This window comes from Microcystis sp. (assembly GCF_048564745.1).
Lineage (GTDB): Bacteria > Cyanobacteriota > Cyanobacteriia > Cyanobacteriales > Microcystaceae > Microcystis > Microcystis ichthyoblabe_A.
Genome location: NZ_JBLZRT010000029.1, coordinates 1 through 15396 on the forward strand (window position 1 = coordinate 1; position 15396 = coordinate 15396).

General features: G+C 43.9%; 11 protein-coding genes. 7 read left to right on the forward strand and 4 right to left on the reverse strand.

Annotated elements, in window-relative coordinates:
• Positions 1-250 precede the first annotated feature (250 nt).
• Positions 251-1777: a YifB family Mg chelatase-like AAA ATPase gene (locus ACOCD9_RS04385; RefSeq protein WP_149979232.1), complete on the reverse strand. Its 1527-nt coding sequence runs from the start codon at positions 1775-1777 to the stop codon at positions 251-253.
• Positions 1778-1957: 180 nt separating this feature from the next.
• On the opposite strand from ACOCD9_RS04385, the gene ACOCD9_RS04390 reads away from it, so the two are divergent.
• Together ACOCD9_RS04390 and ACOCD9_RS04395 are read left to right on the forward strand one after the other, a co-directional pair.
• Positions 1958-2299: a histidine triad nucleotide-binding protein gene (locus ACOCD9_RS04390; protein ID WP_002798810.1), complete on the forward strand. Its 342-nt coding sequence runs from the start codon at positions 1958-1960 to the stop codon at positions 2297-2299.
• A gap of 83 nt (positions 2300-2382) precedes the next feature.
• On the forward strand, positions 2383-2916 hold the full coding sequence (locus ACOCD9_RS04395) for a retropepsin-like aspartic protease family protein (RefSeq protein ID WP_419546513.1): 534 nt from the start codon (positions 2383-2385) through the stop codon (positions 2914-2916).
• 136 nt (positions 2917-3052) lie between these two features.
• On the opposite strand, the gene hppD is transcribed toward ACOCD9_RS04395, so the two are convergent.
• Both hppD and ACOCD9_RS04405 read right to left on the reverse strand, forming a co-directional pair.
• Positions 3053-4138: a 4-hydroxyphenylpyruvate dioxygenase gene (hppD, locus tag ACOCD9_RS04400; protein WP_419546515.1), complete on the reverse strand. Its 1086-nt coding sequence runs from the start codon at positions 4136-4138 to the stop codon at positions 3053-3055.
• A gap of 121 nt (positions 4139-4259) precedes the next feature.
• Positions 4260-4964, reverse strand: coding sequence for an SDR family oxidoreductase (locus ACOCD9_RS04405; RefSeq protein WP_287967617.1), 705 nt, complete (start codon positions 4962-4964; stop codon positions 4260-4262).
• 734 nt (positions 4965-5698) lie between these two features.
• Between ACOCD9_RS04405 and ACOCD9_RS04410 the strand changes: the two genes are divergently transcribed.
• From ACOCD9_RS04410 to msrA, 5 genes are all read left to right on the forward strand, one after another.
• Positions 5699-7000, forward strand: a complete 1302-nt coding sequence (locus tag ACOCD9_RS04410) for a calcium-binding protein (RefSeq protein WP_419546518.1) — start codon at positions 5699-5701, stop codon at positions 6998-7000.
• A 124-nt stretch (positions 7001-7124) separates the two neighbouring features.
• Positions 7125-8294: a sulfate adenylyltransferase gene (gene sat / locus ACOCD9_RS04415; protein ID WP_002739877.1), complete on the forward strand. Its 1170-nt coding sequence runs from the start codon at positions 7125-7127 to the stop codon at positions 8292-8294.
• Positions 8291-10366, forward strand: a complete 2076-nt coding sequence (locus ACOCD9_RS04420) for a caspase family protein (RefSeq protein WP_419546520.1) — start codon at positions 8291-8293, stop codon at positions 10364-10366. Before sat ends, ACOCD9_RS04420 begins: the two co-directional genes overlap by 4 nt.
• Positions 10367-10442: 76 nt before the next feature.
• The gene (locus tag ACOCD9_RS04425; protein ID WP_419546522.1) at positions 10443-12095 is read left to right on the forward strand and encodes a DUF6930 domain-containing protein; all 1653 of its coding nucleotides are present in this window, start codon (positions 10443-10445) and stop codon (positions 12093-12095) included.
• A gap of 135 nt (positions 12096-12230) precedes the next feature.
• Positions 12231-12893 (forward strand): peptide-methionine (S)-S-oxide reductase MsrA, encoded by a 663-nt coding sequence (gene msrA, locus ACOCD9_RS04430; RefSeq protein ID WP_419546524.1) that lies wholly within the window; start codon positions 12231-12233, stop codon positions 12891-12893.
• Between the two features lie 50 nt (positions 12894-12943).
• Here msrA and ACOCD9_RS04435 read toward each other — a convergent pair whose 3' ends face one another.
• Entirely contained in the window at positions 12944-15343 is a 2400-nt protein-coding gene (locus ACOCD9_RS04435) for an ATP-binding cassette domain-containing protein (RefSeq protein ID WP_419546526.1), read from the reverse strand.
• Positions 15344-15396: the final 53 nt, after the last annotated feature.

Consider the following 15396-nt stretch of genomic DNA (forward strand, 5'->3'; position numbering starts at 1 on the left):
GGGGGGTTTGGGGGCGGCACTTCGACACGCTCAGTGACCGCGCCACGCCCCCAACGGGGGGTTTGGGGGGTAGAACCCCCCAAAAGCTTGGATTGATTGATAAAATCGGAAGTAATGCCAAATTTTAGCCGAGAGTTTCCCCGTAAAAATTCCAACTTGGTAGATTTGTAAAAATGAGATACACCCAATTTTGCCTCAGATTGCGCCGCTTATCGGCGGGGGGATCTGACAATTTTTAACACCTACCTACTCAACTTAAACGATCGAGAGTGCGATACTGAATTGCTTCGGCAACGTGGGAACTTTTCAGCATTTCACTATCTCCTAAATCGGCAATGGTGCGGGCAACTTTGAGAATGCGATCCATTGCTCGGGCCGATAAACCCAATTTTCGGATTGCCCCTTCTAAAATATGGCGACTGCTATGATCAAGAGCGCAAAAACGCCGCAAATGCTCGGAATTCATCTCCGCATTAGAGCGAATCCCCGTATTCTGAAAGCGATCGCTGGCCTTTTGCCGGGCCCCTTCTACCCGTTGCCGCACCTGCTCAGAAGCTTCTCCCCGACTCTCTTGGGTCATTTCTTCTGGTTTCAGGCGATTTACCGTCACTTGTAGGTCAATACGGTCTAAAAGCGGTCCCGATAATTTCGCCCAATACTGTTCCCGTTGTCGCGGGGAACAGCTGCAGGGTTGCACCGAATCGCCGTAATAACCGCAGGGACAGGGATTGGTGCTGGCCACCAAGGTAAAACGGGCCGGAAAAGCGACAGAAAGACGAGTGCGAGAAATGCTCACATAACCATCCTCTAGGGGTTGTCGGAGATATTCCAAGACACTGCGCTTAAATTCCGTTAATTCGTCCAAAAATAAAATACCACGGTGGGAAAGGGAGATTTCTCCCGGTCGGGGATAAGTGCCACCTCCCACCAGCGCCGCTCCGGAAGCGGAGTGATGGGGACTGCGAAAAGGACGCTCGCGCACCAGGGAACCTCGATCTTTCAGTAATCCGGCGACGGAATGAATCTGGGAGACTTCTAGGGATTCGGCAAAGGTAAGCTGGGGCAGAATACCGGGTAAACGTCGCGCTAACATGGTTTTACCGCTGCCCGGCGGCCCGACAAAAATTAGGTTATGACCCCCAGCTGCGGCAATTTCCAGGGCCCGACGACCAATGGCTTGACCTTTGACATCCTTGAGATCGGGGAGATTTACCTGCGATCGCCCGAATTCCTCGGCAGCGTTAAAAGTCATCGGTGAATAGCGATCGGGTTCATTTAAGAAATTTACCACTTCCGATAGATGACGAAACCCATACACTTGTACGCCTTTGACCACGGCTGCTTCTTTGGCATTATCGGCGGGAACCACTAAACCCTTGATCCCCATTTTTTCGGCGGCAGCAGCAATGGGTAAAACCCCCGCCACGGGACGCAAACTACCATCGAGGGATAATTCGCCTAAAAAGAGAAAATCCCCCAGTAAATCGGCTTCTACCTGTTCGGAGGCTCCTAAAATGCCGATACTAATCGGTAAATCATAAATCGGCCCCTCTTTGCGGATATCGGCAGGACTTAAATTGATGACAATTTTGCGGATGGGAAAGGCAAATCCAGCATTTTTTAGGGAAGCTTTTACCCTTTCTTTCGACTCCTGCACGGCGGTATCGGGTAAACCCACCACGGCAATTCCGGGTAATCCCCCCGATACATCCACCTCTACCCCGATTTTAATGGCATCGATGCCGATAATTGCCGCACTCCAAACCCTTGCTAACATTTTGGCTCAAGTAAAAATAAAGTGAGTTCTTAGGAAAATGAAACAGGATGTTAGGCTAGTTTTCCGCATAAAAATGATTTTATCTGGGAATTTACCCAGAAAATCAGCCTATTTCTCGGTATAAACTAGCCAGAAAAGCTGAGAGCTTAATGGTATAGTTGAAGAAAAAGCAATTTGTCTATGAGTGAGACTATTTTTAGCAAAATTATCCGCAAAGAAATTCCAGCCTCGATCGTTTATGAAGATGATCTGGTTCTCGCTTTTCGAGATGTTAATCCCCAAGCACCCACCCATATCCTCATTATCCCCAAAAAACCGATTCCGAAACTAGAGGAAGCCAGCGACAGCGATCGAGATTTATTGGGACATTTGTTACTAACTGTTAAAAAAGTGGCCGCCGAAGCCAAATTAAGTCAAGGTTATCGAGTGGTGATCAATAATGGGGAACATGGGGGCCAAACCGTCGATCATCTTCATGTCCATCTTTTAGGCGATCGCCCAATGACCTGGCCTCCCGGTTAAACTCCTGTTATTTTCCTCCATTTTTGGGGAATTTTAGGGCTAGAAGCGTTCTTTTCCGAGTCGGTCTTCTCGATGTTAAACCCATGAATAGGTCTATTTCTGCGATCGCATTGTCCAGCAGCCTGCTGTTATTTCCCTTCACCGCTGCGACTCTCGCTCAATCGGAATGCTTTCTCCAAAGAGCAGATGGACAACACATAGATCTTAGCCGTCTCTGTGGCGGTTCATCCAGAAATAGGAAAAATTCCCCGCAAGTTTATCAGCTACCGATTCAACGCCGGGTTAACGGCATTCCCACGGTGATGGTAGTTTTTAATAACCGTCACTATTATGAAATGCTTTTTGATACGGGAGCTAGTTCGATCGTCCTCACCGATGCCATGGCGAAAGCGATGAAAGTCAAACGGGAAAGGGAAGTAGTCGCTCATACCGCCGGCGGTGTCGTTACGGTTTATCTTGGTCGCATTAATTCTGTTAAAGTTGGCGAGGTGGTTTTATCTAATCAGATTGTTGGTATTTCTCCCCAAATGGAAGGGTTAGGACTCTTGGGACAAACCTTTTTTGGTTCCTATGATGTCACAATCAAAAAAGATGTGATTGAATTACGTTATCGTTGATAAGTAGCTGGTTATAATTAAATTAAAAATGGATTTTAGGTTCGATCCCCCCTGCCCCCCTTGATAAGGGGGGTGTCTGAAAACTTTTAACACCTACCTACTTAGTCTCATGGGAAAAATTATCGCTTTTCTGACTCTAATCTAAAGTTCCTCGCTGTATTTGTTCCCGTTCGATTGCTTCAAATAAAGCCCGGAAGTTGCCTTCTCCAAAACCTCTAGCAGCATGACGTCGCTCGATTAATTCAAAAAAGAAAGTCGGCTGGGAAAAAATTGGTTTAGTGAAAATTTGCAGTAAAGTCGGCTTTTCTGGGAGGGAATGACTATTTTGTTCAAAATCGATGAGAATTTCCTGTTTTTTAATTTCTAACCATTCCCAATCAGCAATATTAAAATCTGTTTTTTGATAGCTAATTTGCTGATAATAACTGTTGGGAACTGATAAAAATTCTACTTTTCTTTCTTTTAATTTTTGAGTTAATCTTAAAATATTTTCTGTTTTTAAAGCAATGTGTTGAATGCCAGATTTTTGATTAATATCCAAAAATTCTTGAATTTGAGAACTGTTACTGTCTGGCTCATTAATCGGTAATTTTAATTCAGTTTCAGGGTGAACAAGTACCTGAGAATAAAGACCAGAACGCTCCGTTTTAATAGTAAAAGTTTGCCTTTTTTTAAAGCCTAAATTTTCCTCGTACCAATTGGCTGTTAACTCTAAATTCCCCTGAAAAACATTTAGAACTAAATGATCAATTGCCAGAATATCCTGATTATCTTGTTCCCTACTATCATACTCAATCAGATTAGGATCGGCTAAAATTGGCGTGATTCCCTGTCTTTCAATTAACGTATGTTTGAGATTAGCAATGCTAGAGATTTGACAGCTTTTTATCTTACCCCTAGGCAAAACAGTTTCCTGAATAAAAATATCCTGTTTAATTCTCCTAGCTAAAGCGTCCAAATCCTCCACTTGAAAAGCTACATCCGCCACCCCTTCAGGATATTTACTTAAAAATTCCGCCACGGGACTAAGAGAATTTAAAGGAGAAGATAAGATAAAAATAATCTGTTTAGTTTTATCTTTTTGGATGCCATTGCCAACTATTTCTGTGTGTGTGTGGAGATTAACTAAACTTGCGATCGCCTGAAAATCCATCACCCGCACAAACCAATCCCGCCATTTTTTAGCCGATTCTACATAAAAATGAATATGATCAACAAACATAGATAAAGTCAAAAAAAAGGGTGTTTTTCAGTGAGCAGTAAACATTGAAAATAAAACTCAGAACTTGCCACTTAATGCTATTCACTGATAACTGATAACTGATAACTGAAAAAGCTGATGACTAAAAAAAGAGATGACTATCGGGTTGAATATTAATTTCCATGGGGACGGCTTGGGGTTCAGCATTCATGGCAAAATAGATAGCATCGGCGGCGGTTTGAGCGGTTAACATTTTATTGCGATCAACTTTTAAGCTCACCTGATCCCAAAAAGGAGTATCGACACCACCAAAATAGAATAAAGTCATTTTAATACCATAGCGTTTTAACTCATCGGCCAAACATTTACTAAAACCGACCACCCCGTACTTAGAAGCACAATAAGCGGCAGCCATAGCCATAGAATGCTTACCCAAAATTCCCACCACATTACAGATATGACCGGCCTTATTTTCCTTCATCACATTAGCCGCAGCCTGACAGGTATAAAAACTCCCCTTCAGATTGAGGTCGAGCATTTTATCTAAATCTTCCGGCGTGATTTTATTATATTGCTTCATCACACCGGCTCCGGCCGCATTAACCAACACATCCAACCGGCCGTAATGGGAGACAATTTTTTCCATCAAAGTTTCTACCTGAGTGGGATTGGTGATATCCGTCGGCACAATTAAAGAAGGACAAGGCAACTCACCAGCTAAATTAGATAAATTATCGGCATTTCTGGCCACTAATACGAGTTTATGACCATTAACAGCCAGTTTACGCGCTAAAGCGGCACCGATCCCCCCCGTAGCACCGACAATCAGGACAACTTTTTCGCTCATAATTATTTATAAATTTTTACAAATCTTATTGTAAACGGTTCCAACTGGAAAATCATCGCTAGTACCAACCTCTTGATTAAGAGTTAGGGGAGTTTGCGGATAGACGGGAACATAGATGCGATCAATCGCCCTGGGACTATTAGCGGGTAAATTATACTCAATTCGTTGAGTATAGGCTACTTATCAGGATAGGCAAAAGGCTTCGACCGTGGGACTTCGGCGTGATCTCAGGCTTCCAGTCAGTAGCTATGGAGCCTTCAGCAGCTCCTCGCAGTAACCGGATTCTTCCTTGCTAAGGATAATCAACGATATTAGCAGTTACAAGTACGATTCTGGACATAAAAACCGAATTCAACAATTTTCCCCGATAAACGGCTTATTTAAGCTTTATATAAAATTTGACAACATTTGAAACAAAACTTAATATAAGTTCACATCCTAAAAATAAACACAACATTAAGTTAGTATTTCTCAGAGTTCATGGAAAAGCCGAAATAATTTGCCTTGAGTTATTTTGACTCATTCCCTAACTACTGACTAAGAAAACTACTTAACAGAACTTTATAGCGTCCCTTTTGATTGCTAGTCTTCTGACGTTGTGATATTGCCTAAAGGCTAAGGTGAAACATCAGCAAATTTTTACCTAACCAAAAATGCTGTAAAAAGCCTGATCAATGGTTATAACTATTGACTTTATGTTTTCTTGAAAAGACCAAATCGGAGGTTTGTAACTAATGCCAGTTTTCTTTGGAACTATATTTGACGACAACATTGTCGGAACCATTTTTAACGATATTTTTGTCGGTAGTAGCGGCAACGACGTATTTAATGGTGGCAGTGGTTTGGATATTGCTGACTACAGCAATCTTCGCACCTCTTCTCTCGCCCCACAGAGTATTACTCTTTTGCCTACTGGCGGAATCTTGAAAGGTAGTCTCGGCAGTGATCGCCTGAATTCTATTGAAATAATTGTTGCCAATCCTTTTGCCAGTAATAATTTAATCGATGCTTCCACGAGCCCTGCCCCCTCATTTATCGATGTTGATCTCAGTACCTTCCGTTTAACCGTCGGAAATGTTCCTTTCTTTGGCACTTTGAACTTTGCTGTTATCAACTTCGATGATGTCTCAGGAACTAATCAAAATGACTTTATCAAAGGTGATAGTCAAAGTAATCGTTTGCGAGGAAATGGAGGTAATGACACCTTTTTCGGCACGCTGGGAAACGATACCCTTGACGGGGGAACAGGCAATGATACCGCCGACTATCGGGGATTAGGAACAGCGATTACTGTCAAACCGACGGGACTCGTTGAGAAAGGCTTTGCTGGGGTTGCTGGTGTCGATGATACGATCAGTATGGAGACAATTATTGCCAATCCTCTGGTGGGCGGTAACACTATCGATTCCAGCACTGCTGCGTTTGGAGCTTCCCTTTCTATCAATCTCTCCACTGGTGGGGCTTCTGTTTTTGGTCCGTTTCCTACCATCAATCGGACTTTTCTCAATTTTGATAATGTCATCGGGACTAGCGGCAATGATACAATTATTGGCGATTTTCAAGCCAACATTCTCAACGGTAGTAGCGGTAATGATCTGATCGGTGGTAGTGACGGTAACGATACTCTTGTGGGTGGTTTTGGGTCAGATTTTCTCGGTGGAGGAAATGGGGCTAACACTTTCATCTACAATTCTGTTTTTGAAGGAGTAGATTTTATTGCTGATTTTATCTCTATTGATCAAATTCAATTAAGATCTTCTGGTTTTACGGGATTATCTCTCGGTGGCCTCTCCGCTAGTCGCTACGGTGAAGGTAACTCCCTGTCTGCTGCCGCCAGTGCCGCATTTTTTGCAGGGGCCTCCTCCAGTGCGGCAATTTTGGGTGTTGGCACTGCTGCCGGGGTACAGGTGTGGTACACAAATAATGCTTTTAATACCGCCGTATTCGGTGCAGGTGCTAGCCTTCTCGCCACCTTAAGTTCTACCTTTACCAATCTGGCTACAGTCAACCAAAGCAACTTCAGTGTAATTGCCTAATATCTAAATTTTTCAATCTAAAGTAAGAGCTTGTACTGTTTCAGTACAAGCCTTTTTATTGGAAGCCCATAGAGCTTTAACCAACTTCTGATAGGATAAACCGTGACAATGTAAAGAAATTTTTATGACTGTACTGACCGAAGGAATCGCGCCCCACGGTGGGCAATTAATTAATCGTATTGCTACCGCGGCCGAAAAAGCAGAATTTCTGGCCCTAGCTGAAAAACTACCGCGAGTTTCCTTAGATGAACGAGCGCTCTCGGATTTAGTTATGATTGCTATTGGTGGTTTCAGTCCCCTCAAAGGCTTTATGGAACAGGACGACTACGAAAAAGTCGTCGATGATATGCGTCTAATCAATGGTTTACCCTGGGCAATTCCCGTGACTCTTTCCGTTAGCGAAGAAGTGGCGGATCCGCTCAAAGAAGGCAACTGGATTCGTTTAGATGACAGCGAAGGCAACTTTGTCGGAGTCCTAGAACTAACCCAAAAATACCGTTATAATAAGGCCCACGAAGCAGTTAACGTCTATCGTACCGACGACCAGAAACACCCTGGGGTAAAAGTCCTCTACGAACAGGGAGAAATTAACCTCGCAGGTCCAATATGGTTACTTCAGCGCGATCCTCATCCTCAGTTTCCCAAATATCAGATCGATCCTCTGCAATCGCGCAAAATGTTCCACGAAAAAGCTTGGAAAACGATTGTCGGTTTCCAAACCCGTAATCCCATCCACCGGGCCCACGAATACATTCAAAAATGCGCCCTAGAAGTGGTAGATGGTTTATTCTTGCATCCTCTTGTCGGCGCTACCAAAAGCGATGATGTACCGGCCGATGTGCGGATGCGTTGCTATGAGATCATGATGGATAAATACTTTCCCCAAGATCGCGTTATTCTGGCTATCAACCCCTCAGCTATGCGTTACGCCGGCCCCCGGGAAGCAATTTTCCACGCTATTATCCGCAAAAACTACGGTTGTACCCATTTTATCGTCGGTCGTGACCATGCCGGAGTCGGGGACTACTACGGAACCTACGATGCTCAGTATATCTTTGATGAGTTCGAGCCTGGGGAATTGGGAATCGTGCCGATGAAGTTTGAACACGCTTTCTACTGTACCCGGACTTCGGGAATGGCAACCACCAAAACTAGCCCCAGTTTACCGGAAGAAAGAATACATCTTTCGGGAACGAAAGTCCGGGAACTGCTGCGTAAAGGAGAATTACCACCTCCGGAATTCTCCCGTCCAGAAGTGGCTGCCGAATTAATCCGCGCCATGCAAGGATCATGAACATAACTAGGCGAGAATTGATCCAGCAGACAGGTTGGGGGTTGCTGACTTTGGCGATTAGTCAAGGAACCCTTAACCGTCATTTGGCCGCTCTCGCCGCCCCTAATCCCCGAAAATTGGCTCTTTTAGTCGGTATTGACCAGTATGGGGCGAATATTCCGCCGCTGCCCGGCTGTCTTACCGATGTGGAGTTACAAAAAGACCTTCTCCGTTATCGTTTTGGCTTTCAGGATGCTGATATAGTAACTTTAACGGGACAAAAAGCCAGTCGAGAAGCGATCGAAGCGGCTTTTTTAGAACACCTGATCGCCCAAGCCAGGGCGGGGGATGTGGTCATTTTTCACTTTAGCGGTTATGGCAGTCTTGGGGCCGGAAAAGAGGTTTTTATTACTGCTAATGGGGCAGAAAATGCTTTACTTAAGGAAAATATTCTGCTGATGGCTCGCTGTCTAGCTACGGATAAGTTTAGCTTGGTTTTTGATAGTAGTCATCTCCCCCAACCTCAGCCCTATCTCGGTAATCTCCGCGTTCGTTCCTATCCCGAAAGCCTTACTGATCTTAACCCCGCCGAGTTAACTTTCGCTGCCGATATTAAAACCCGTTTTAACCTCAAAAATAAGCCTAGTAACGGCGTTATTCTCGCTGCCGCTAAACCAGAGCAAATCGCCCTGGAATTGAGCGGTAATAGCCCCAATGCTGGCTTATTCACCTATGATCTCACCCAGTATCTCTGGCAAGCTTGCCCCAGTCCGACAATTGCGATCGCTTTTCCCCATCTCCGTAATCTTGTCGCTAGTCACAGCAGTGAACAACAGCAGCCGGCAATCCTAACCAGTAATCAAAAAAATAATTCTGCCCCGCCCTATCATACAACGTTAGAAACGTCAAGGGGTGGGGCGGCAATTGTTACAAATCTTATTGATGAACGCACCCTAGAAGTCAATCTGGTCGGCCTGCCCTTAGAAATCCTAGAAAATTACGGGATTAACTCCTGTTTGAGCTTTATTGAGGCGAATGGGGAGGAAATCAGCCTACAAATTCTCTCCCGTCAGGGTTTAAAAGCGAAAGCCCAGTTATTATCACAAACCGCCTCCCTAGAAATAGGACAGATTCTACAGGAAAAATTGCGGGTTTTTCCCAGTCAAATCGGCTTAATCGTCGGTTTGGATAGTAACTTAACCCGGATTGAACGGGTAGATGCCACCAGTACCTTTGCCAGTTTGCCCGATGTGGCCGCTGTGGTTAACATTGGTGAACAAACGGTAGATTGTCTCTTAAGTCGAGTTGGTAGCGAAGAAACTGGCAATTATCAGTTATTATCTGCCAATGGCTCCCTAATTATCGGTAGTTTAGGGGCGGCCAACGAAGCAATTAAATCGGGGATCAAACGACTGCAATCGCAACTAGAAACCCTGCTGGCCTGCAAATTGTGGCACTTGTTGATCAATCAAGAATCCTCCGGTTTAGCCGTCATTGTCACCCTCGAAAGCCTCGATCAAACCTATATCTCCACGGTACAAACCCAAAAAATCCCGGGTAGCAGGGGGACTAATACCGCTAAAAATGACTTAATTCTGCCCGTCGGGACGGAAATTCGCTATCAAATCGAAAATCAAGAAGAACAACCCCTCTACGCAATGATCCTTGTCCTCAACAGCGATCGCCAACCGCTTTTATACTGTTCCCGTCCAGAAAACCCCGATAATTTCAGCAATTCTAGCCCATTGGCCCCCTTTGTCGTGGCGGCCAAAACCAAGGCCACCATCCCCAATGACCGCCAAGGGCATTGGAAAATTAGTCAACCCAAGGGCATCAGAGAAAATCTACTGATCCTCAGTCGCCATCCTTTCCCGAAAACCTTGACCCTTCTCAATGCCACTCAAAGCCTCAAGGGAGAAGCCACCCAACTGCTCACCCTGACTAACCCCCTAGAAATAGCCAGAGCTTTCTGGAGCGATCTAAAATTAGATTTAGGCTTGAAAATGGATAGTTCTGGCAGTGTAATTGATGAATACGCCTTTGATCTGGGAACTTGGTCAGGTTTCCGGTTTATTTATCAAGTTATCGACTAAATCGATAGAATAATTCTTATGGAATCCTTGAAAAGAAAAGGTTAAAATCCTAACACAGCTACCCCTAAATTTCCCGATGAATCTTCTGCCCCGGACCACCCAAAGCCGCCTCAAAAAAATTCCACAAATTCCCAGTGTTTGGGAAGGAGATCGTCGTGCTTTATCCTTATCCGAGAGAATGCCCCGGGCCACCCTAGAACCAAATCAAGAAAGCGGTGGCGAGTGCGTGATCTGGGTGGATGGTAGCGAGGGCTGTGTACGCGCTATGGAAGTAGTTTCCCCCGAAACCGGACCGGAGGCCATGGTGAGAACCTTAATCCGCGCCATCGAAACACCCCAAAATCCCGCCCGGCCAGCCAGACCGAAAAAAATTATCGTCCGCGATCGAGAAACACAGTTTTTTCTGCGCGGAGTACTGCAAGATCTCGATATCACCATCGATTATGTCCCCAATTTGCCCCTGATCGATGATCTCTTTCGCGGATTCGAGGAATTCCAAAATAACCGTCCCCCGGCAATTCCCCCCGCTTGGCAGTCCGCTTTAGTGAAAACCGCTCACGAAATTTGGAAAGCTGAACCCTGGTCCTGTTTAGCTGATTACGATATTTTGCAAATTAAGCTCGATCGCTCCGATTTCCCGAATCTTTACGCCTGTGTCATGGGAATGCTCGGTCGGGAATACGGAGTCATTCTCTATCGTTCCCTAGCATCCCTCAAACAATTCCGGCAGTCCGCTTTAGAAGAAAAATCGATGGAAAGATTAGAAAAGGCCTTTCTTTCCCAAGATTGCTGGTTTTTAAGCTACGAATTGGCCGATGATGATGAGGACGATGATGAGGATGACTACGATCTAGCCTCGGCTGCCCCCTCCCAAATCCATCCAGTTTTCGGCAGCGTGCATCCCTACGAAGGTATTCGCCCCTATTTAGATGAAGAAGAAGCAATCACGGTATATTTAGCTTTAATAGCTCTGTTGCGCTTTTTTAAAGGCAATCAATCCGCTTTATCCGAAGAACCGATCGGAGAATTACAGCGTCGTTTTCGCATTCCCCTCGATCCCGAACAGGCAAAAGGGGAAACCGTGGCGGTGACGGTAGCCACGATGCCCGATCTATGTGCGGAATTTATGCAACTCTTAGAGGAGGACGACGACGATGAGGATGATGATGAGGATGATGATGAGGAAGAATCCGTACTCAAGGAGAATCTCGTCCCTGATAATGCACATCTCAGTCTGGGAATGGTTCCCTGGCAATTATTGGATAAAATTCGCAATCGGCCGAGAATCCATTATCAACCCCAGTCCGTACCCACAAAAGGAGAGGGTTTCCCCGTGGTTATGATCCAGACCTCCCGACCGAAAGCCAAGGAACTGATCGAAAAAATCCAACAAGCTGGCGGTTTGGAGGCTATTGGTTTTAACCCCGGCGAAGATCCCCTCGAAGATACCCGTTATGATCTGGGGATTCTGAAAATGGCTAACGGTGATCTCTATCTGTTTGGGGAATTCGAGCAAGATGATCCCGACCACCGTAATGCTCGCCGCAATTGGCAAAAACGCATCAAAAATACCGAGGGTTATTGTGGTTTGATTATTGCCATGGGGGTAACTGGTTCCTCCTGCGGTAATCCCCAATTAAACGATATGTTAGCCCTCTACGAGGCAAAATCGATCGATAGTAAAGATTTAGACTTAGGGGTTTTGACTCTTATGCCTCACTTCGGTTAATTTGAACCGGCAGCGACGGAGCTTTTTTCAGTGAACAGTAATCAGTGAACTGAAAACTCTAATCTGATCACTGAAATCCCTAAAATTAAGCGACAATGTAAAGTAAAGTAAAACTTTCTGGACAAATTCTTAATTATGGTGTTATTCGGATTCGGAAAAAAAGTAACTTTGCCCACAGCAAGGGAAGCACTACCCGGGCGATCGGAAAAAATGCCCGTACCTAGCACCCACTACGTTAACGGTCATCCTTTGCAGCCCCCCTTTCCTGCTGGTATGGAAAGCGCAATATTCGGTTTAGGCTGTTTTTGGGGAGCAGAGCGGAAATTTTGGCAATTAGAAGGAGTTTACACTACGGCCGTAGGTTATGCGGCTGGTATCACCCCTAATCCCACCTATCAGGAAGTGTGTAGCGGCATGACCGGGCATAATGAAGTGGTCTTAGTGGTCTATGATCCCAGTGTGATTTCCTACGAACAACTGTTAAAGGTTTTCTGGGAAAGTCATAATCCCACCCAAGGAATGCGTCAGGGTAATGATACGGGAACTCAGTATCGATCGGGTATCTATACTTATAGTCCCCAGCAAAAGCAATTAGCGGAAAAATCTCGATCGATCTATCAAGAAGCTCTCAATAAAGCAAACTACGGTCAGATTACCACGGAAATTATCGACGCACCTGAATTTTATTATGCTGAAGTTTATCATCAGCAGTATTTAGCGAAAAACCCCGGCGGTTACTGCGGTTTAGGGGGAACGAAAGTGGAATGTCCGATCGCTCTTGATCTGAAATTAACTTAAGTAGGGTTAGGAGTCAGTTATCAGTTATCAGTTATCAGTTATCATTCAGATCATAAAATATCTTTTCTTTTTTGCAACCAATAGGTAAGTAGAAAATAAATAAGGGAATGAAGAATTAAAACTCCCCAATTCAATAACAAATTATTGATAGATAATTGATAAACTTGATTGGCATCCTCAAAGGGTAAAGGGATATTAAAAGTATTTTGTTCTTTCGCTTCTGCAATCATAGTTTCCACCTCTACTAATACCCCGTAGGCACCAATTGACCAGCGACTAATCATCAACCATGATAGATATTTTCCTAGACCTTCTAAGTTAAATAATACCCCAGCAAAGATAATCTGAGGAATTAAAATTAAAGGTAAAGCGCTATTTGCTTGGGTGATATTACTAACGCCAGCAGAAATTAATAAACCGAGATTAATCGCCGCAAATATAGTTAAAAATGTGGTAATAAAACAGCCAATTAACCAAGTCATTAACTCTGGTTGCGGGTCAGCAAATCCCGAAAATATCACGCAGGTAATTACAATTGTTTGCAGAAAAGCTAAGGCTGCTAAAACCAGAGTTTTTGAGAATAAATAGGGTAATAATCCCAGATTAACTAATCTTTCTCGCTGATAAATGGCTGATTCTTTGACAATTTCCTGTAGGGAACAGGCAAAACCTACCCACAATTCCGCGCAGGTAAAAACAAAGAGAGTTTTTAAGGCTAAAGTTGCCGATTCGATAGCCTGATCAAAACTAGGATTATCTCCCAAAAATAAAGGATTTTTGTCCCCTAAAACCATGGCCATTAATAAAATTCCGATCGGGGCGGTTAATAGGTATAAAATTAAACTAACCTGATCGCGGATAATTAACTGGCTATAGCGTTGACATAAAACCTGTAGTTGTAGCCAAAAAGACTGTTGAACCTGTTGCGGTTTACTATTATTTTGCTGAAATATTTTACCGATTCTTGCTTCAATATTATTTTTGTAGTAGTCGGATTGTTGGAAACGTTGGCATTCTTGCTCAACTTTTTCCCTAGTTTCCAGATGAATATAAACATCAGCAAAATCCCCCTGAGGTAAAGAGAAAAAATTTAAGGCCTCCCCCGGAGAACCAAAATAACATAAATTGCCTCCTTGACCGAGAAAAACTAATCGATCGCAGAGATTGATATTATTAGTAGCATGGGTGACTAGAAGAATTGTTCTGCCTTCTTTGGCCAATTTTGCCAGCAATTCCATCATCTTTTTATCTAAACCGGGGTCTAATCCCGAGGTGGGTTCATCTAAAAAGAATAATTTGGGATTAGCTAATAATTCTACCGCAATACTTACCCTTTTTAATTGACCACCGCTTAAGTCTTTGACTAAAGTATTTCTTCTTTCTGATAATTCCACCTGCTGCAGGGTTTTCTCGATCACTTCTTGGCAATTAAGATCTGGAGATAGCCTTAATTTAGAAGCATAATATAACACTTCTCCCACAGTTAAATCCCTGTGAACGATATCGTATTGGGGAACATAACCGATTTGGGTGCGATAGATATTAAAATTCTGGCGCAGCTCTTCCCCATTCAGATAAACAGTTCCCGATGTGGTGGGTTCAATTCCTAATAAAGTCTTTAAGAAAGTCGATTTTCCCGCACCACTTCCCCCGACAATCGCCACTAATTGACTCGGTTCGATCGGTAGGGAGATATGATTGAGAATTATCAAAGGTCGTTTCTTTTTATCCCGCACCATCCTGACGATATTTTCGGCATCCAGACGGATATTATCCCCCGTATCTAATAAAACTAATTCATCTCCCTGCAACCGAAAACTATAGGGGCCGATTCTCACCGTACAACCGTTGGTTAAAATGGCACTACCCGATACTTTTTCTCCGTCGATAAAGACTCCATTGGTGCTTTTGTCGTAGAGAATATAACGATTTTGGTTATCGCTATCGATAATCGCGTGTTGTCGAGAAATTGTCGGTGCGTCTAAAACCACAGTAGCAGCATTATCTCGTCCTAAAACTACACTGCGATTGCTTAGGGAAACTGATTTAAAAGCTAAAGATTGGCTTTTTACTGGTTGGTTAGGATGATAATAGGTGATCTTGACCGAAATTTTGACATCTTGACCGATATTAATCTCATCTCCATTTCGTAAAAGATAGCCCTCTTTGGGAGTAATGACGCGATTATTGATAAAAAGTTTATTGGAACTAGGATTAGTCCCGTCTCCATCGTAGATATAGTAATCATCTCCCTGACGACGAAAACAAGCTTGGACTCGACTCACCACCGTCCAGTGTTGGGGAACAACTAAATCTACCTGTTGATCATCCCGTCCCAATTTATAATTAGGACGACTCAGATTAATAGAAGGGAGAATTTCTCCCTGATTGTTAAGAATAATGTAGGGTTCTTGACTAATAACCGTTTTAATGTTGGGAGAATTGGTCATAAAAAGTTGATCGGTGGGTGGCGTTCGCGGGGGACGGTAAGAAGCTAAGATAG

Coding starts and splice junctions, on each gene's coding strand:
- ACOCD9_RS04385 (WP_149979232.1), bottom strand. CDS start 1,777: ATGTTAGCAAGGGTTTGGAGTGCGGCAATTATCGGCATCGATGCCATT.
- ACOCD9_RS04390 (WP_002798810.1), top strand. CDS start 1,958: ATGAGTGAGACTATTTTTAGCAAAATTATCCGCAAAGAAATTCCAGCC.
- ACOCD9_RS04395 (WP_419546513.1), top strand. CDS start 2,383: ATGAATAGGTCTATTTCTGCGATCGCATTGTCCAGCAGCCTGCTGTTA.
- hppD (WP_419546515.1), bottom strand. CDS start 4,138: ATGTTTGTTGATCATATTCATTTTTATGTAGAATCGGCTAAAAAATGG.
- ACOCD9_RS04405 (WP_287967617.1), bottom strand. CDS start 4,964: ATGAGCGAAAAAGTTGTCCTGATTGTCGGTGCTACGGGGGGGATCGGT.
- ACOCD9_RS04410 (WP_419546518.1), top strand. CDS start 5,699: ATGCCAGTTTTCTTTGGAACTATATTTGACGACAACATTGTCGGAACC.
- sat (WP_002739877.1), top strand. CDS start 7,125: ATGACTGTACTGACCGAAGGAATCGCGCCCCACGGTGGGCAATTAATT.
- ACOCD9_RS04420 (WP_419546520.1), top strand. CDS start 8,291: ATGAACATAACTAGGCGAGAATTGATCCAGCAGACAGGTTGGGGGTTG.
- ACOCD9_RS04425 (WP_419546522.1), top strand. CDS start 10,443: ATGAATCTTCTGCCCCGGACCACCCAAAGCCGCCTCAAAAAAATTCCA.
- msrA (WP_419546524.1), top strand. CDS start 12,231: ATGGTGTTATTCGGATTCGGAAAAAAAGTAACTTTGCCCACAGCAAGG.
- ACOCD9_RS04435 (WP_419546526.1), bottom strand. CDS start 15,343: ATGACCAATTCTCCCAACATTAAAACGGTTATTAGTCAAGAACCCTAC.